The organism is Bacillus sp. JZ109 (assembly GCF_053903135.1).
The window spans coordinates 829481-847188 of the sequence record NZ_CP096388.1 but is presented as its reverse complement, the minus strand read 5'-3'; the positions used below and the strand labels follow the sequence as shown (position 1 = coordinate 847188).

At 45.2% G+C, this 17708-nt stretch carries 20 protein-coding genes and 1 riboswitch; of the genes, 4 read left to right on the top strand and 16 right to left on the bottom strand.

Features of this window, described 5'->3' with window-relative positions; genetic code table 11:
* Window positions 1-7 precede the first annotated feature (7 nt).
* The 11 genes from liaR to M1D94_RS04225 form a co-directional block, all read right to left on the bottom strand.
* Window positions 8-643: a two-component system response regulator LiaR gene (gene liaR, locus M1D94_RS04275; RefSeq protein WP_021480575.1), complete on the bottom strand. Its 636-nt coding sequence runs from the start codon at window positions 641-643 to the stop codon at window positions 8-10.
* A complete protein-coding gene (gene liaS / locus M1D94_RS04270; RefSeq protein ID WP_014480831.1) occupies window positions 621-1703 on the bottom strand; it encodes a two-component system sensor histidine kinase LiaS in 1083 nt (360 codons plus the stop codon). The genes liaR and liaS overlap by 23 nt, the downstream gene beginning before the upstream one ends.
* Entirely contained in the window at window positions 1700-2425 is a 726-nt protein-coding gene (liaF, locus tag M1D94_RS04265; protein ID WP_003228510.1) for a LiaRS two-component regulatory system accessory protein LiaF, read from the bottom strand. Before liaF ends, liaS begins: the two co-directional genes overlap by 4 nt.
* Window positions 2426-2458: 33 nt before the next feature.
* Entirely contained in the window at window positions 2459-3331 is an 873-nt protein-coding gene (liaG, locus tag M1D94_RS04260; RefSeq protein WP_021480578.1) for a LiaG family protein, read from the bottom strand.
* A gap of 100 nt (window positions 3332-3431) precedes the next feature.
* On the bottom strand, window positions 3432-4109 hold the full coding sequence (gene liaH / locus M1D94_RS04255; RefSeq protein WP_456270432.1) for a stress responsive protein LiaH: 678 nt from the start codon (window positions 4107-4109) through the stop codon (window positions 3432-3434).
* A gap of 26 nt (window positions 4110-4135) precedes the next feature.
* Window positions 4136-4516, bottom strand: coding sequence for a cell envelope stress-induced membrane anchor protein LiaI (gene liaI, locus M1D94_RS04250; protein ID WP_003243447.1), 381 nt, complete (start codon window positions 4514-4516; stop codon window positions 4136-4138).
* A 160-nt stretch (window positions 4517-4676) separates the two neighbouring features.
* On the bottom strand, window positions 4677-5945 hold the full coding sequence (locus M1D94_RS04245; RefSeq protein WP_029318421.1) for an MFS transporter: 1269 nt from the start codon (window positions 5943-5945) through the stop codon (window positions 4677-4679).
* 175 nt (window positions 5946-6120) lie between these two features.
* Window positions 6121-6702, bottom strand: coding sequence for a cob(I)yrinic acid a,c-diamide adenosyltransferase (locus M1D94_RS04240; RefSeq protein ID WP_072173516.1), 582 nt, complete (start codon window positions 6700-6702; stop codon window positions 6121-6123).
* A gap of 22 nt (window positions 6703-6724) precedes the next feature.
* Window positions 6725-8053: an ABC transporter ATP-binding protein gene (locus M1D94_RS04235; RefSeq protein WP_072173535.1), complete on the bottom strand. Its 1329-nt coding sequence runs from the start codon at window positions 8051-8053 to the stop codon at window positions 6725-6727.
* Window positions 8053-9114 (bottom strand): FecCD family ABC transporter permease, encoded by a 1062-nt coding sequence (locus M1D94_RS04230; protein WP_019712959.1) that lies wholly within the window; start codon window positions 9112-9114, stop codon window positions 8053-8055. The genes M1D94_RS04235 and M1D94_RS04230 overlap by 1 nt, the downstream gene beginning before the upstream one ends.
* Entirely contained in the window at window positions 9077-10021 is a 945-nt protein-coding gene (locus tag M1D94_RS04225) for an ABC transporter substrate-binding protein (protein WP_003228496.1), read from the bottom strand. The genes M1D94_RS04230 and M1D94_RS04225 overlap by 38 nt, the downstream gene beginning before the upstream one ends.
* Before the next feature lie 105 nt (window positions 10022-10126).
* Window positions 10127-10265: riboswitch (cobalamin riboswitch) on the bottom strand.
* 153 nt (window positions 10266-10418) lie between these two features.
* Between M1D94_RS04225 and M1D94_RS04220 the strand changes: the two genes are divergently transcribed.
* Window positions 10419-11210: an SDR family NAD(P)-dependent oxidoreductase gene (locus M1D94_RS04220; RefSeq protein WP_003228495.1), complete on the top strand. Its 792-nt coding sequence runs from the start codon at window positions 10419-10421 to the stop codon at window positions 11208-11210.
* Between the two features lie 37 nt (window positions 11211-11247).
* Here M1D94_RS04220 and M1D94_RS04215 read toward each other — a convergent pair whose 3' ends face one another.
* The 5 genes from M1D94_RS04215 to sigO all read right to left on the bottom strand — a co-directional run bounded on the left by M1D94_RS04215 (window position 11248) and on the right by sigO (window position 15576).
* On the bottom strand, window positions 11248-12126 hold the full coding sequence (locus M1D94_RS04215; RefSeq protein ID WP_003228493.1) for an SMP-30/gluconolactonase/LRE family protein: 879 nt from the start codon (window positions 12124-12126) through the stop codon (window positions 11248-11250).
* Window positions 12127-12197: 71 nt separating this feature from the next.
* Entirely contained in the window at window positions 12198-13940 is a 1743-nt protein-coding gene (yvrG, locus tag M1D94_RS04210) for a two-component system sensor histidine kinase YvrG (RefSeq protein WP_072173515.1), read from the bottom strand.
* A complete protein-coding gene (gene yvrH / locus M1D94_RS04205) occupies window positions 13937-14650 on the bottom strand; it encodes a two-component system response regulator YvrH (RefSeq protein ID WP_072173514.1) in 714 nt (237 codons plus the stop codon). Before yvrH ends, yvrG begins: the two co-directional genes overlap by 4 nt.
* A gap of 152 nt (window positions 14651-14802) precedes the next feature.
* Window positions 14803-15042, bottom strand: coding sequence for a sigma-O factor regulator RsoA (gene rsoA / locus M1D94_RS04200; RefSeq protein WP_003228484.1), 240 nt, complete (start codon window positions 15040-15042; stop codon window positions 14803-14805).
* A 3-nt stretch (window positions 15043-15045) separates the two neighbouring features.
* Complete coding sequence (sigO, locus tag M1D94_RS04195; protein WP_003228469.1) at window positions 15046-15576, bottom strand: RNA polymerase sigma factor SigO; 531 nt, start codon at window positions 15574-15576, stop codon at window positions 15046-15048.
* Between the two features lie 201 nt (window positions 15577-15777).
* On the opposite strand from sigO, the gene M1D94_RS04190 reads away from it, so the two are divergent.
* The 3 genes from M1D94_RS04190 to rsiO all read left to right on the top strand — a co-directional run bounded on the left by M1D94_RS04190 (window position 15778) and on the right by rsiO (window position 17679).
* Complete coding sequence (locus M1D94_RS04190) at window positions 15778-15930, top strand: YvrJ family protein (RefSeq protein WP_003244090.1); 153 nt, start codon at window positions 15778-15780, stop codon at window positions 15928-15930.
* 120 nt (window positions 15931-16050) lie between these two features.
* Window positions 16051-17208, top strand: coding sequence for an oxalate decarboxylase (gene oxdC / locus M1D94_RS04185; protein WP_086344303.1), 1158 nt, complete (start codon window positions 16051-16053; stop codon window positions 17206-17208).
* A 60-nt stretch (window positions 17209-17268) separates the two neighbouring features.
* A complete protein-coding gene (rsiO, locus tag M1D94_RS04180) occupies window positions 17269-17679 on the top strand; it encodes an acid stress-sensitive anti sigma factor RsiO (RefSeq protein ID WP_003243579.1) in 411 nt (136 codons plus the stop codon).
* The last annotated feature ends 29 nt before the right edge of the window (window positions 17680-17708 follow it).

Here is a 17708-nt window from a genome sequence, read left to right as displayed (position 1 = left end):
GAGCCGCCTATTTGACGAGATGATTTCGATGCGCGTACACCGCCGCCTGCGTCCGGTCACTGACATCCAGCTTTGATAAAATATTGGTAATATGTGTTTTGACTGTTTTAATCGTAATAAACAGTTCCTCGCCTATTTCTTTGTTTGTCTTTCCTTCTGCGATCAGGCAGAGTATTTCGAGCTCCCGTTTCGTCAGCGATTCATGCGGGAGCGCGTTTTCACCTGAGTGGCGCAGCCTGGATAATACTTTTCCCGCCACTTTTGACTCCAGCTTCGGCTCTCCCTTGCTTGCGGCGCGGATGGCATCGGCGATTTCTGCCGCTTTTGAGGTTTTCAACAGATAGCTGAGCGCGCCAGCTTCAATAACCGGGTACACTTTGTCATCATCAATGAAGCTAGTGAGCACAATAATTTTCGGGTCGGAAAGCTCCCGGCAAATTTGCTTTGTAGCTTCAATGCCATCCATGCCCTCCATGACAAGGTCCATTAAAATGACATCCGGCGACAGTTCCGCAGCAAGCCGAACACCTTCGCTGCCGTCCGATGCTTCGCCGATGACTTCAATATCGGGCTGCGCCTCCAAAAAAGCCGCGAGCCCCATTCTGACCATTTCATGATCATCAATCAATAATACTCGAATCACGTTCGTTCTCTCCTTTTTCTTCCGGGAAAATCGGGACCTTCACTTCAATTTGGGTGCCTTTTCCTTCTACTGAAATCACTTCGGCGACCCCGCCGATTTCACTTGCACGTTCCTTCATAGAATTCAAGCCGTATGAGGATGCTTTCACCTGGTCCATTTTAAAGCCTTTTCCATTATCAATCACCTTCAGACGGAGCTGGCTGTTCTTTATGCCCAGAATCACGGTTACTTTTGACGCTTTTGAATGTCTAAATACGTTTGAAAGGGCCTCCTGCACGATTCTGAACAAGTGGTCTTCAACACCCTTGGATATCGCTGTGTCCTGTATATCCCACTCAATATCAATCGGCTGCTTTTTTCGGAACTCGTCCAAAAGCTCCGTAAGGCCCTCCTTCAGCCCTTTTCCTTCAAGGGTAACAGGCCGTAAATGGAGCAGCAGCGCCCTCATCTCATTTTGGGCTTCGCCTGCCATATGCTCGACCATCCTGATCCGCTTGACTGTTTTGTCATCAGCATCCTTGACATGTTCCAGCACGGCTGATGTCATCATCGATATGGCAAAGAGCTGCTGGCTGACCGCATCATGAAGATCTCTAGCCAATCGCTGGCGTTCTTCTGAGATAACCGACTTCTTCATTTGAGCCTGCCATTCCGCACGTTCATTGGAAAGTTTCTGGAGGGATGCGACTTGAAGCTCCACGCGCTTCGCCATTTCGTTCAGCTGATCAGCAGCCAGGCCGATTTCATCATCACCGAGCGGCGGTATCCGATAAGCGAAATTGCCGTTTTCAAAGGTTAAAATGGATTCAATTAATGTATCAATCCTTGTCTTCAACCGGTTGCCGTACATATACCCTGAGGCGAAACCGACGGTCACGCTGATCAGAAGCAAAATCAGGATAAACGGAATTCCGAACCAGCTTGATGACAGCAAAACAAGCGGATCGAGCCGATAGTAAAACATCATAAAGGAAATCAGGCAGGCAAAAAGGAGCAGGCTGATTCCCGTTGTCATGCGGATGGCGCGCCACTGGAGGCTGGCAAGCATTTTTTTTCTCATACGTACTTCACATCCACATCACCGATAAATAAGGAAACGGACACTTTGACACGGCGCTTTGACTCGCTGAAATCGGTTGACGCGGCATATACCTTCGTGCTTAATCCGCTTTTCTTCGAGCCGATCAGATTGATGTCACCTATAAAAACAGCTGAGCTGACAGCCACTTCAAGGTCCGATGGTACATAAATATCAACGTTACCAATGACTCCGCTAATGACGATTGTACTTTCTCCCTCGGGAATCATCGCTTTAGATAAATCGATTTTGATATCACCGATAAAACCAGAGACATTTAAATCATTCAGGTCAAACGGCTGCTTCATCATTTGCAGCTCACCGATAAAAAAGCTGCGCATGTCGGGATGTTTTACATCTTTTGGCGGATCATGATGTTCTTTTTTATTGAGGTTGACCTGTTTCTCATTCGGTTCGAATATCGGCTTCCCTTTGACAAGCCTGTAGCCGGCGTAAATCAGAAATGCGGCAAACGCATAGCCGAATAAATTAAAGGTGATGCTGAAGAGGTTTTTCAAAAATAGAAACGCGGCAAAGATATACATGACGGAGCCAAGCCAATCACGGGAATATTTTTTAAGGAAATAGCCGGCAATCAGAAAAAAGAGCGGCCAAAACAGCAGATCGCCTATTCCGATAATTTGCAAAAACATACTGATGCCGAATAAAGCAATGATCAATCCGAGAAGCTGTTTTTTTGTCATTCCTGGTGTCCGCCTCCTTTCTTCTGCCTGGTGCTACCGTATCGCTAGATCCCCGCTGTCCGTTTTGATGTCGATTGGATGCCGGCCGCTTCCTTGCGTGCCTGTGATGTGATGCTGTTCTTTATGTGCTTTGTCAGCAAATGAATACGGCGAACTGACGTCACCGCTTGCTGATAAAGCATTGACTGCAAAGCTGCCGTTTTGGGGAAGGCTTACATTAGCATCACCGCTTGTCAGCGTGACAGATACGGGACCGGTTACCTTTTTCAATACAGCATTAAAATCTCCTGAAGTCATTTTCACATCAAGAGAGCCTGATACATGAACCAGATTTGCGTCCCCTGAAGCTAAATCAATGCCGGCTGTTTTGGAGACGGTATTTGAAATGGAAACATCCCCCGATGATGCCTTCACTTTCAGGTCTTGAATGCGGACGTCCGTCACGCTCGTATTTCCGCTCGCAGATACTGCGTTCAGCCCGGAAAGCGCAAGATGGTCATTCCCGGCCACAGACACGTCACCGCTTGAGGTTCGTACTGCCAGATCACCTTTATAATCATACGGAAGCCTGACGATAAGAGTTGAACGGTTAAACCCATTCAAAAATTGAAATTCTTTTTCCTTTACGGTCAGCTCCAGTTTTCTTTTGTTTTCAGTAACAAATAACTTTCCTGAGTCTCCTGAAATGCCTGCCGATATGTCACTTCGTTCTTCCGCTATAATCCGGACATCCTTGCTATCCGACTCAATGACCATACTGTCAATGTCCCGCGGCGATGCGCTGGCTGAATCGGCTTCTGTGCCATTTATGAAACCCAGGCCTGCAGCAAACACATCTTTTACGACGACGGCGAAAAAAACCAGAATACCGGCAGTGATCAACAGTTTGCCAAGCATTTTTTTCATTCGGTTTCATCCTTCTCATTCATTCTATTATAAAGGAAAAGCTTGCGAATTGATACGTGCGGAAGGGAAGGACTTGACCGCAAATCCTTCCCCGTTCCGCTTATTCATTTGCCGCTTGTGTCTGGTCTGATTTTTGCAGTGAAAGTGTCCGCATTTTTTCAATCTCTGCTTCCACATCGTCTGCGAATTCTTTACGTGTAAGTTCTGCGCCGGCTTCCGCTGACTTTGAATAATTCGCGCGGATTTCCATTTCTTCAATACGATTTTCAATACGCAAAAATTCACGATACGCGCTTTCACTGTCAATTTTGTCAAATGTCGTATTCATATGCTCTTTAGCTTTCGCCGCATTTGCCCGCGCAATCAGCGCCTGTTTTTTATCCTTTACGTCCTGAAGCTTTGTTTCAAGTGCAGCCAGCTGCTCTTTCAGATCGGCCAGCTGACTGTTTGCCTGTTCATAGGAAGCTTTATGCCCAGCCGCCTTTCCTTCTAAATACTTCATTTCAGTCAGCGCCTTTTTCGCCAGTTCTTCTTCACCTGCGTCAAATGCGAGCTGTGCCTGATTTTTCCGTTTGCCAGCCACTTCAGCGGCTTCTTCATATTTTTTCTTAAATTGATAGACAATCGTGTGCTGTTTCACAATTGTTTGCTTTGCTTTTGCGATGTCGCTTTCCATATCGCGTACATATTGATTCAGCATCACCTTTGGATTCTCCATTTTATCAAGTCCTTCATGAACTGACGCAACAAACATATCTCTGATTCTTTTTAATACCATACCTAATTCCTCCTAATATATTGATATTATTTTTTCTTCAAAAATTCTTCCCATTCGTCATCAAAGTGAGATTGGTAGGCAGCAGAAGCCGGTTCAGGATCAAAAGATGATACACCGTTATCAGCTGATCCGTTTTTCATCAGCTTCCAGCCGTAATACACCATAGCGGCCGCCAATGCGATTCCGACGACAAACGGAAGTGAGCAGATGAGCATAATGGCCCCGATACCGCCCACGATGATTCCCGTGATGGTTTTTCCCGCGGCAAACCTTTTGATTCCTGCGTATGTCATCAAGCTCCCGATGGCGAGCGGGATGATAAAGCCGAAGCTTCCTCCTCCAAAAAAGACAGAGATCCCAAATACAATTAATAAGAATCCGCCTATTGTTTTCTTGTTTATCTTCATGCAGATCCTCCTTTCGTTTTCCTTGTCTTCATCTTATACAAGTTGGAAGATATGCAAAACGAATCAGAGATTGATTTTTATATAAGACCGGAGTCGTATCTCGCACCGGACCCATCGGCACAAAAAAAGCCATGCACGAGGCATGGCGTTTTAAAACCCTTTACAGATGAACACTTGCTTCCCTTTCTTTAATCAGGTCGGACCTTTCTGCTTTGGCCAGTTTTGTAAACAGCAAAATTCCGATACCCGCAATAATTTCGACAATCCCGCCGGCAGCAATCACTTTACCTGAGCCGAAAGCATTAGCGGCATACCCGCAAATGACAGCTCCAGCGGGGATCGAAATATTTGAGATCATATGTATAACGGCGTAAACCTGCGGCTGATCCTCACTATCCACAGACGTCTGGATAATCGTGTACTCAGGAACATTAACAGCACTGACTGCGGCACCAAAGGTAAAAGCAGCGAAAAAGACGAGCGGCAAAAAGGTATTCATCCCGGTAATAAAGAAAGCAAATCCTTCAATAATGCCAGCAGTGACGAATAACAAGCCGTACCTGTTTACCTTGACTTTCGCCAGCACAAACCCTAATAAAAACGCGCCCGCGGCGGTGGTGGCCTTTAAAAGCGAGTATACGATCGGCTGGCCGTTTAAATCTTCCGCTACGTATACGGCAGAGAGCGCTTCCCATGGGGCAGCCGCGAAATTCATAAAGATACAGTAAATGGCGAGCGGATATAAAATCTGGTGTTTTCTGACGAGCCTAAAGCCGCGTTTCAGTCTTCCGATATATGTGCCTCTCTGTGTAACAACCGCAGACTCTGATTGAGATTCAACCGCAGTGTACTTAATAAAAAGAACGAGAAAACCTGACACCAAATAGAGCACAAGTGCGATAAGCATGGTATAAGAAGGACTGATAAATGTAAGAAAAGCGCCGCATAATGTGACAGCCCCGAGCCTGACAATTTGAGCGGAGGACTGCAGCACAGCATTTGCTTTTTGAATGCCCTGTTCATTGACGATTTGAGGAATCAAAGCGATAGAGGCGGGATTGTAGGCAGCTCCAGTAGCTGAATGCACAATCATAAGCGTCATGACAAACCACAGCGGAGAGAAGCCCGCAAAATGACATAGAGGGATAATCAAAACAATCGCCGCCCTTGTCAGATCTGAAAAGTACATCCAAAATTTCAGCGTGGTCTGTTTCATAAAAGGCCCCGTCACAGGCGCCAGAACGGCTTCCGGCAAAAAAGTGACAGCAATCAATAAAGCAGTGCCGATCGCACCTTTGCCGTCATAAATTAAAAACCATAATATTGAATTAAATGCGAACATATCGCCGGATATCTTGACTATTCTTGAGAAAAACAGATAATTGAAATTTCTCTTCCAGATGCTATCACTTTCAATCAATTTCACCATCCATCAGAGCCCCCCGTTGCCTATTTTTTACATCTATTTATTACAATATCTCATTTTTCCATTTTTCAGTCAATAATTCATAAGGTTCATTTTTTGTCGTAAAATGGGAAATTGACAGAGTGAAAAACAAAAAAGCCGGCATGTATTTGAACACGCCGGTTTTCGTTTTCACTTTTTATGATTCACTGCTGTCTCGGTCCCGAAACACAATGGCACTTCTTTCATATTCTACATCGCCAATACCGTTTCTTGCATTCACAACCCGTGCGGCGGCAAAGAAATAATCGGACAGACGATTGAGATAACGCAGCACTGTTTCATGAATCTCCTCCGATTTCATCAGCGCCACCACTCTTCGTTCTGCCCGCCTTGTAATAGTGCGTGCGATATGGAGAAGCGAAGCACACTTTGATCCGCCTGGAAGAATAAATTTCTTCAGTTCCGGCGCTTCTGCTGTATAGGCATCAATGCGCGTTTCTAAAAAGGAAACAGATTCTTCCGTTAGTTTGTAGTCTTTTCTTTCTGTGACGATTGCCAGATCGCCTCCGCAGTCAAACAGCTCATGCTGGATGGTCAGCAGCTCGGCTGTCAGATCTTCAAAGCCGGGCTGCCCGGAAAGCTCTGCCAAAGCAAGCCCGATAAAGCTGTTAAGCTCGTCAATCGTGCCGTAGCTTTCGACGCGTAGGCTGTCCTTGTCCGTTCTGCCCCCGACTAAGCCCGTTTGTCCCTTATCGCCTGTTTTTGTGTATAGTTTCATACCCTGAATCTCCTTTACAGACTTATTCAAACAACTCAGCAGCCTCTTTTATACATTCAGCTGTCCCTTTCTTTATCAATTGATTCAGCCGATGTTCTATGTTTTCGGATTGCTGAGTTTGAGTCGCGGCGATGAGAATATCACCTGTGCCTCCTCCGTCTCCCAGCACTTTCGTCCGTTCTGCTTCGGCAGCCATAAGAGCTTTGATGAAGAATTGATCTGCCGCATAGCCGTTTATCAAAATCCAAATCGAAAAGCCGGTCTGAACGCATATGAAAACGGATAACTCTCTGTCTTCATACGTTCGATACACGAAACGGTCAAGTCTTTCTGAAGAAGCCATCGCACACGTCTCCTGCAGTTGAAAACCGCTTTCTGAAAGACAGGCCGTAAGTCCTTCTATCGGATCTGGCTGATCTGGCAGCCGTTTATGGATCAGCGTCCTGCTCCACGAAAACCCTGCACCGATAGGCGTCGAGGACAATGTTCGAAGCGGGATTTCCGTTTGCAGAAGAATGTTATCACGTCCCGCTTGGAGCAATGCTTCAAATGGGATAGACTGCCGCTTCGCGCTATCTTTTTCAGGCTGAATCACAATCATCGGTTTAGGTGAGCTTTGATGTACCAAGGCGGTGACATCTGTATCGTACACCGCCTTTATGCTTTGTTCTGTGACAGCATATTCCGGTTTTTGCTTAGGACCAGCGGCACCGTTTTTCATAAACATGAGCTCATCACAGTACAGGCTTGCGGTGTTCAGATCATGAAAAACGCTGACAGCTGCCAATCCGCTTTCTCTCGTCAGGCGTTTGATCAGATCAAGCAGGTCTTTTTGATAAGCCAGATCGAGAAAATTAGTCGGCTCGTCCAAAAATAAAATACGCGGCTGCTGCGCCAAAGCTTGTGCCAAATACACCCGCTGCTGTTCCCCTCCGCTTAGTTCGCGAATAGGCTTTTGCGCAAAATCGGCCACTCCTGTTTGCTCCATTGCTTCCTGTACAATGGCTTCATCCTTTTCAGTCTGCTGTCTGAACAGCCCCGTTTGGAATGGATATCTGCCAAAGGCTACAGTTTCTTCGACGGTAAAGGTGAAGGCTTGATCCGTTTTTTGCGGCAGGACGGCCATGATTTGCGCCAGTTCCTTCGGTTTATAGTCCGCCAGCAGTTTTCCGGCCAGATAAACGCTGCCTTCCTTGGCCGGCAGCGTACCTGTCAGCAAGTGCAAAAGCGTGGTTTTTCCGCTTCCATTAGGGCCAAGAATTCCGAGAAATTCTCCCTTCTCCACTGTTAAGCTGACATTGTTGATTAGGCGGCTGTCGCCGTATCCTCCCGACAGCCCTTCTGCCTTCATCATAAGCTTCTCCTCCCGCGGTGCTGCCGAATTAAAATAAGAGCGAACACAGGCGCTCCCGCCAAGGACGTAATGATCCCGATCGGCAGTTCAATCGGCTCAATGATGGTTCTGGAAAGCAGATCGGCTAAAACGAGAAACCCTGCCCCTAGCAAGGCGGACAGCGGCAGTAAATGCCGATGGTCCGTTCCCCACAATAGCCTTGTGATATGCGGAATCACAAGGCCGACAAAGCCAATCGTACCCGATACTGCCACAGCGCTTCCCGTCAAAAGAGATCCGGCTATTAGAATCATCATCTTCCTCTGCTGAACGCTGACTCCAAGAAGCTTTGCTTTATCTTCTCCATATGTCATCACGTTCAGTTCCCTTCCGTTTATAATCAATAAAATGGTTCCCAAAAGAAAAAACGGGAGAAACAAAATAACATAGCTCCAGCCCCTCATTGAGACGCTGCCAAGCAGCCAATGCACAATCGGAAGCAGGTTGTCTCCTGTCAAGGCGATGATAAGAGAAATAAATGCGCCCAAAAAAGAGTTGGTGATGACACCGGTCAAAATGAGGGTGGAAACAGACATCGAAGCATGAACGAGGCGGCTGAAGAAAAGGACCGCCGCCATCGTGGCAAGTGCCGCGGCTACACTCACAACCGGGAGTGTAAACCCTCCGATGACAGGAAGGTGCAGACCTAAGAACAGAGTCACAACAGCTCCGACTGAAGCACCGGATGACACACCTAGCGTATAGGGATCAGCAAGTGGATTTTTCAATAATCCTTGAAAAGCGGCCCCTGCAATAGAAAGAGCCGCCCCCACAAGGGCGGCCAGCACAACTCTCGGCAGTCTGATATTCATCATAATATTAGTGTACATCGGATCATCAGAACCAATGGAGCCGCCGAAGCCTTGATGCCAAAAGACACGAAAAACAGCGGGAATAGGAATATGCAGGCTGCCGCAAGAAATTCCTAAGATGATGCTCACGGCTAAAAATGAGAAACCAATGATATATGCGGCATAACGATTATTCCTTAAACGTATCCGGGTAAATGCTTTCCGCAAGTTCTTCGACCCCTTCGATCAGACGGGGACCGGAACGTGTCACAAGATCAGGGTCCACATCATATACACGATGATGTTTCACAGCATTGATTTCGCTCCAGCCATCGCGTTTTTCCACAGCTTTCGCTTTCACACCGTCCGTTGTAACAATTGCATCAGGATTGAGTTTTACGATCGCCTCATCTGTCATTTGCACCCATCCTGTCTGATCCGCAGCTGCGTTTTTAGCATGGATGACATTCAGCATTTCATTCATAAACGTATCTTTTCCGGTTGTATAAATGTCAGGATCAGGAGAAACCTCGATAAATACGCTTTTCTCCTCGTCTTTTGAAATGGTTTTCGCTTTTTCTTGAATATCCTTTAGATCTGATTTCATGCTTTTCACGAGCTGATCGGCTTTTTTCTCCGCCCCGCCAGCTTCTCCGATCATTTCGATTGATTTGTACACCTCGGAGAATGATTGTGCATCATTGACAGTCAGCACTGTAATGCCCGCGTCCTTCAGCTGTTTGATGGCATCTGCTGATGCTGACATGGAAGACTCATGGGCCAGAACGAGATCTGGTTTTAGAGAAATGACTTTTTCAACGTTTACATTCATATCTCCGACTTTCTCAACCTTTTTGACTTCCTTTGGATAGGTATCGTTTGTGGTGACACCGACCACTTTGTCACCAAGGCCGAGTGCGTATGTAATTTCTGTGTTGCTCGGCATTAATGAAACAATCTTTTTTGGCTCTTTTTTGATGGTTACATCTTGATTTGACGCATCATCAATGGTGACAGGAAACGCTTCTGTTTTTTGTTTTGCCTTTGAATCCTTCTGATCCGCAGGATTGCCGCAGCCTGCCAGCATAACAACAGCCAACAGGAGCGCAGTCCATATCCCGGCTCGTTTTTTCATAATCTTTTCCTCCTAAACGAACTAAAAAAGCATCTCTACGACGGTAAAGATGCTGTAAACAACACAAAAAAGCCTATTGTTTACACATCATCTGTCCTCGCAGAATTCGTGCTGATCAAACAGGCAGGTATCCTGGCTCTTAGCGCTTGGCCAATTACAGTGGCGGGACCGCACCGGCTTTTACCGGTTTCCCTTTTAAGCCGGCTGTTGTTCACGGACCGGCACCTATTTGACATTCGTATCCTTTTTTCGGAGTAATTATACTATATGACTGACAGGCTTGTATATGTGTCCTGAATGACTTTTCCCCGTATTGTGTATGGGAGCAAAATCCTCGTAAACACTAAATTTGATCTTGTATACTTAATACCATCATCAATCAAAAGGAATGATTCTTATGGATTTACAGCTAAAAGACAAACTCGTCTTAATCACCGGCTCGACGTCCGGTATCGGGAAAGCCGCCGCAAAAAGCTTTCTGCAAGAGGGTGCGGCAGTCATTGTCAACGGACGCAAACAGGAGACTGTCGATCGCACCATTGAAGAGCTTTCTGGCTATGGAACAGTGCACGGTGCTGCTGCCGATTTGTCAAAAACAGATGAAGCAGCGGCTTTTATCGAAAAAGTAAATGAAATCGGTGATATCGATATCCTTGTCAACAACCTTGGTTTCTTCGAGGTAAAAGACTTCGCCGATGTGACAGATGAAGAGTGGAATCAATATTTCGAAGTGAACGTGATGAGCGCCGTTCGGACAAGCCGTCACTTCCTTCCAAAAATGCTTGCCAAAAACAGCGGCCGCATTTTAAATATTGCAAGTGAAGCAGGCGTCAAACCGCTGCCAACGATGATTCCATACTCAATGACAAAAACGGCGCTGATCAGCCTTTCAAGAGGAATGGCTGAAATGACAAAAGGCACAAATGTGACGGTTAACTCAGTGCTCCCGGGACCTACTTGGACAGAGGGCGTGGCATCCTATATGGAAGGTGCCGCACAAGCAGCCGGCCAGGATACAGATTCATTTATCAAAGACTATTTCAAGGTCAATGAGCCAACCTCACTTATTCAGCGATACGCGACAGCAGAAGAAGTCGCTAACACAATCGTATTCCTCGCGTCTGACGCCGCATCCGCCATTAACGGCACGGCACAGCGTGTGGAAGGCGGCATTATCCGTTCTCTGTAGTATAAAAAAACGCATCCGTGTTTCGGATGCGTTTTTTTTATACGTCTCCAGCAAATGGTACCGGCTGATATCCGCCTGTTTCCAGTTGTGCTGAAAACAACCCTCCAGCGTGAGGCTGCTCGTATCTCTCTTTTTCTGTCATTTGTTCTGTTGCCGTTGTAATGTAAAGGGTTTTTAAGTCTCTGCCGCCGAACGCGCAGCACGTGACATATTTAGCCGGCACGCTGATTGAATTGATTTCTTTTTTCTGAAACGGGTCAATGTGAACAACGCGGCTGCCGCCAAACAGCGCCACCCACAGCATGCCATTTTGGTCAATTGTCATGCCGTCCGGCAATCCGTCTGACTGATCAAAACGATAGACAGGTTCTGGATTCGAAACATCTCCGCTTTGAGGATCATAGCTGTAACGCACAATCTCCTGCGTCGGCGTGTCGATGTAATACATCAAATTCCGCTCGCGGTCCCAATCCAAACCGTTTGAGGTGGAGACTTGATCCTTGATTTTGACAAGACTGCCGTCTAGATTCAAACGGTACAGCGACGCCTGTTTTTGCTCGCCTTCCATGCTCGTTGTCCCCGCCCAAAGCCTTCCGTACGGGTCACATTTAGCATCATTAAATCTCAGGCTCTCATGCATGTCCTTCGGCTGTTTAATTTTTTCCAAGCTGTCATCCCGAAGATGATACAGGTAAAACCCGTCCTTCATCGTCATAATCAGTTCATCCTTTGAATATTTCGCAAGCGCCGTCACAAAGGATTTGAATTTGATTGATCGGTTGATTTTTTCTTCAGGGTCAAAGATATGGAGCTCGCTCCCCAGGATATCAACCCAATATAAGCGGCCGTTTTCTTCATCCCATAACGGGCCTTCTCCAATCACTGCCCGAGTGTCTGCTTCCAATACTGCATCCATGTGTTACACCTCTTTAGCTTCAGTCTATATATTGTTATTCCCGGCAAAGAGGTGTCCAAACCACTTGATGTTTATTGTTTTTTAAAAAGGATGGTAATGACCGTTCCAATGTTCATTCTGCTGTTCACATGGATCGTTCCGTTATGGAGATGGACAAGCTCCTTGGCAATCGCGAGCCCGAGACCCGTTCCGGCAGTTGAATCTTTTGTGTTCGTCCCTCTGTAGTAACGGTTAAACAAATGGGTAATCGTTTCTTCATCCATTCCTTTCCCATTGTCCTTCACCTTTAAAGATATATGATTTTTTGTTTGCTCCAGAATGACTTGAATCTCTGTTCCTTTGTCGTTGTGCTTCACGGCATTCCCAAGGAGGTTTTCTAATATGCGCCTGAACCACGCTTCATCAAGGGCAAATTCAATATGTTCTTCTTTGGATACAAACGAGATATCATAGCCTTCAGAAAACGGATTTTTCTTAAAATCCTCAATGACATTTTTAAAAAACGGGATAAGGCTAGTGAGATTTCTCTCAATAGGAAGAGCATCATTTTTCAGGCGATACGTTAAATTTAAGTCTTCAATCAACTTGGACATGTATTCAGATTTTTCTCTGACAACCTGCCCCATTTCTTTCACTTCTTCCGGCGACCAGTCATACTGCTTCGACTCGAGCATCATGCTGTAGCCGTAAATGCTGCTGAGCGGTGTTTTTAAGTCATGCGACAAACCGGCAATCCATTCTTCCCTTGTCGCCTGGATTTTTTCTCTGTTTCTTTTATCCCTTCTCAGCGTTTCAGTCAGCTGATCCATTGATTCAAATATCTCACCGAAGAAGCGGTACGGCTGTTTGATTTTTCCCTTTTTATTTTTGCTGACAGGACGGCCGTCCCGGTTTCTGGGTTCCTCAAGCTTCCCTTTTGACAGATTGACCAGCCATCTAATCGTATGAAAAATCGGCAGCCCGAATCGGAACATATACCAAACGGTCATCCAAATGATATACATGAACAAAACGGCCATCACGAGAAACATCGCTTTTAATACAACCTTCAGGAACGATTTGTTAAACTCCTGATCGGTTACATAGACTGGGTTTGGCACCGTAGCGACCATCCATCTGTCTTTATTGAGGATCTTAACGGAAATTTCCCGCTTATAGTTCCAAGGTTTAGAGCTGTATTTAAGCAGCTCCAGCTGGTTCATCGTTTTTCTTTCGCTTTTTGTGCTGTTGATGCTGTCGAGAATCTTTCCATTACTGTCTAACAGGTAAATGGCGCCTTTTTTCCGTTTAATATAGTCGATGGTACTAGACTTATAGTGCGCTAGTGAGTCTATCTTTTGTTCGCGCTTTTCAACGGAAGTCAGGAGCTGTTCACTTTTTGATTTCCAGCCGGACAATAGAAGATACGACTTATCTTCAATATTGATGGCCCAATAATTCAGTTTATAGTTATGAAGCTTTTTGGTTTTATAAATAGACAAAAGCTCTTTCTTGGTATAGGTGCCCGGCACGTCTTTTGGCACGCCGTAAGAATAATCAGTGTTTCCTTCCGAATCAATGATTTGCATCCAGCCGTGCTGTTTATCAACAGATTTCTTCAGGAAATTATCCACTTCCCATGTCCCGTCTTCGTTTACATCGAGATATGCCTCAAGTGTGTCGGTCGTTGCCTTCGTCAGCCCTGAATTGGATTCCGCATCGCTAAAACGAGCGTCTAAATAGAAAAACGACGCAACAAGCATAACCGTAAGCAGCAGGATCACAATCAGCATCTGGCCGAAAAAGTGAAACAAAAACTTCCATCTTAACCTCATGACCGCTTGCCTTCAGGATTTGGGATAAAACGATAGCCGAGACCTCGAACGGTTACAATATACTCCGGATTGCTCGGATCGCGCTCAATCTTCTCCCTAAGCTTGCGAATATGTACCATGACGGTGTTGTTGTCACCGTAGGAAGGATAGCCCCATACTTTTTCATATATTTGATCTTTGGAAAGCACCACGTTAGGGTGTTCACAAAAATACTGCAAAAGCTGCAGAAGCTGGGCTGAACAGGCAACGGCTTCCCCGCCTACGATCAACTCGGCATTTTGCGGAGAAAAAGTAAAGTAATCATATGTGTAGGTTTGATTTGAACTCGTTTCTTTCGATTGATATGTACGCTTGAGATGCGCTCTGATCCGCGCCGCTAATTCCAGCGGATTAAATGGTTTTGTGATATAGTCATCAGCTCCAACCGCAAAGCCCGATAATTTGTCCGCGTCGGATGATCTTGCCGTCAGGAAAAAAATCGGAGCGTCTGAATACTCTCTGATCAATGTGCAGGCTTCAAAACCGGACATTCCGCCCATCATGACATCCAGCACAATCAAGTCAACCTTATTGGCCTTCACAACGGGAATCGCTTCTTCTGCGCTTGCCGCATTCAGTATATTTCGATAACCTTCTTTTTCGAGAACGCGTTTGATCATGTCCACAATCGCTTTCTCATCGTCTACGATTAAAATTGACGCATTTTCCACTTTTATGTTCCTTTCTGTCACTGTTTTTTTTCATCTTATCATTATATCGTTTATTTATGGTACATTTTTGAATACATTGGAGCTTGGCAAATCAAAACAGCAAAAAAGGAGCAAACAAGCGCTCCCTTTTGATGTTTTTTCATATGAAAATATTATGAGTTCTCATCTACCATGTACAAAATAAACTCCCAAAATCCCGGGACATCCTGACATAAAAGCATATCAGCTTTTTCAAACATTTTGATCTTCAGCTCTTGCTCTAAATCTTCTCTTTCTTGATAGGACGTATTGCTGAGTTTTTTTCTGATCATCGGTGAAAAGCATGCAATCAGATGCTCAATGTCATAAGTCTCGTCTTTTTGTTTCTTTTTTTGTTCAAACTGGCCGTCCACAGCTTACTTTTCCCCCTTTTTTTGCGCCGCTAGCTGCTTTCTAATATTCTCCAGCCCCTTTTTATGAATGTTGGAAATGTTTTGTCGGGACTCCCCTAATGAATCTGCAATCTCCTGCATCGTGGCACCGTGAAGATACACTTTCGTCAGCACACTTTTTTGTTTGTCAGTCAGATTCTGAATCGCTTGGTAGAGCTGATAATCCTGAACATGCTGGCTCAAATCATCCTGCCTGTCTAAAAATTCTTCAAATGCATCGCTTCCTGTTTCGGAAGGAAGCCGATCTCCTGCCTCCGGATGATCAACCGTCAGCGGATACCGTTTTTGATTTTTGCGAACCCGCTTATCAAAATCAATAGAAAAGATGCGAATCATTGAATTCATATACTTGACGATGCGGATTTCTTTATAAAACTGCTTAAATAGCTCGTCCAATGATTTTGCATCTTTTTCGTTAGGGCTTTCCATTACGTTTTTGAACAAACGGTAATGCTGAGGATTGCTCAAAAAATGCTTCACGATGGGATGCTTCATTATCTCCTTACATTTTGACCGTAAAAGACTTTGATAGTCCATCAAACCGCCTCCCTACTAAATTAAATGAAGGAAAGCAAAAAAAAGTAAACTACTACTTTCCGACTAGTGTCTTCCAAAATACTTTGCAGCAGTTTACGTTTTATCGGTTTTCCTTCACTTACATACATGACTGCAGAAAAAGAAGGGAGGTATTTTCCTATGGATCAGGTTTTTATAGAGGAAGTCGTAAAACAGATCGGCAATTTGGGGTTTCCCGCGCTGATTGCAATGTATCTGCTGACCCGATTCGAAAAGAAGTTTGATCAACTAATAGAACTAATGACAGAACTGAAAGATCATGCAAAAAAATAATTTTTCAATCGAAGTTGACTTTTCACTGGTTTTTTTCACTTAACAAAACAGAAGGGAAAACGAAAGGCCTTTCACCTTCTCTTTCTGCTATCACATTTAAATGTAAGGAGGAAATATTTCATGAAAAAACAAAATGACATTCCGCAGCCAATTAGAGGAGACAAAGGAGCAACGGTAAAAATCCCGCGCAATATTGAAAGAGACCGGCAAAACCCTGATATGCTCGTTCCGCCTGAAACCGATCATGGCACCGTCAGCAATATGAAGTTTTCGTTCTCTGATACTCATAACCGATTAGAAAAAGGCGGATATGCCCGTGAAGTGACAGTACGTGAATTGCCGATTTCAGAAAACCTTGCATCCGTAAATATGCGGCTGAAGCCAGGTGCGATTCGCGAGCTTCACTGGCATAAAGAAGCTGAATGGGCTTATATGATTTACGGAAGTGCAAGAGTCACAATTGTAGATGAAAAAGGGCGCAGCTTTATTGACGATGTAGGTGAAGGAGACCTTTGGTACTTCCCGTCAGGCCTGCCGCACTCCATCCAAGCGCTGGATGAGGGAGCTGAGTTCCTGCTCGTGTTTGACGATGGATCATTCTCTGAAAACAGCACGTTCCAGCTGACAGATTGGCTTGCCCACACTCCAAAAGAAGTTATTGCTGCGAACTTCGGCGTGACAAAAGAAGAGATTGCCAATTTACCTGACAAAGAAAAATATATATTTGAAAACCAACTTCCTGGCAGTTTAAAAGATGATATTGTGGAAGGGCCGAATGGCGAAGTGCCTTATCCATTTACTTACCGCCTTCTTGAACAAGAGCCGATCGAATCTGAGGGAGGAAAAGTATACATTGCAGATTCGACAAACTTCAAAGTGTCTAAAACCATCGCATCAGCGCTCGTAACAGTAGAACCCGGCGCCATGAGAGAACTGCACTGGCATCCGAATACCCACGAATGGCAATACTACATCTCCGGTAAAGCTAGAATGACCGTTTTTGCATCTGACGGCCATGCCAGAACGTTTAATTACCAAGCCGGTGATGTCGGGTATGTACCATTTGCAATGGGTCATTACGTTGAAAACATCGGGGATGAACCGCTTGTCTTTTTAGAAATCTTCAAAGACGACCATTATGCTGATGTATCTTTAAACCAATGGCTTGCCATGCTTCCTGAAACATTTGTTCAAGCGCACCTTGACTTGGGCAAAGACTTTACTGATGTGCTTTCAAAAGAAAAGCACCCAGTAGTGAAAAAGAAATGCAGTAAATAAGAGACTTGCGGCTTGCAGAGAGCACTCGTTCTCTGCAAGCCTTCATAAGGAGCTGAACCAGTGAAACATCAAAACCCTTCAAAACGCTTATTGCGGCTCTCCATAAAGTACTTGCTGGCCGCAGCAGCAGTGGTGTTGACCTATTTTGCTGTCATCTATATATTGTTTTCTTTAGCGGGAACGAGCTACCGCTCAGCAGCTCATGTCCTGCTTTTTGCCGTGGTATTCCTTGTTCTAGGATTATGCTTTGAACCATTTGAAAGGCTGATGATACATAGCTTTACATTTTTCAAGACAGGAAAACGTCTATTCATTCTCCTTGCCGGCATCGTACAGCTGCTGTTTTTGTGGATGACTGCTCATACAACAGACCAATTGATCAGCGACATCTGGCTGTCCACCACAGAAGAAATGATTGTCGCAGCCGTTTTTTTGATTTTAGACAAATGCAACTCGGCTCTTCCCAGCTAAAAAAAGAACGCATTCCAATTGGATGCGTT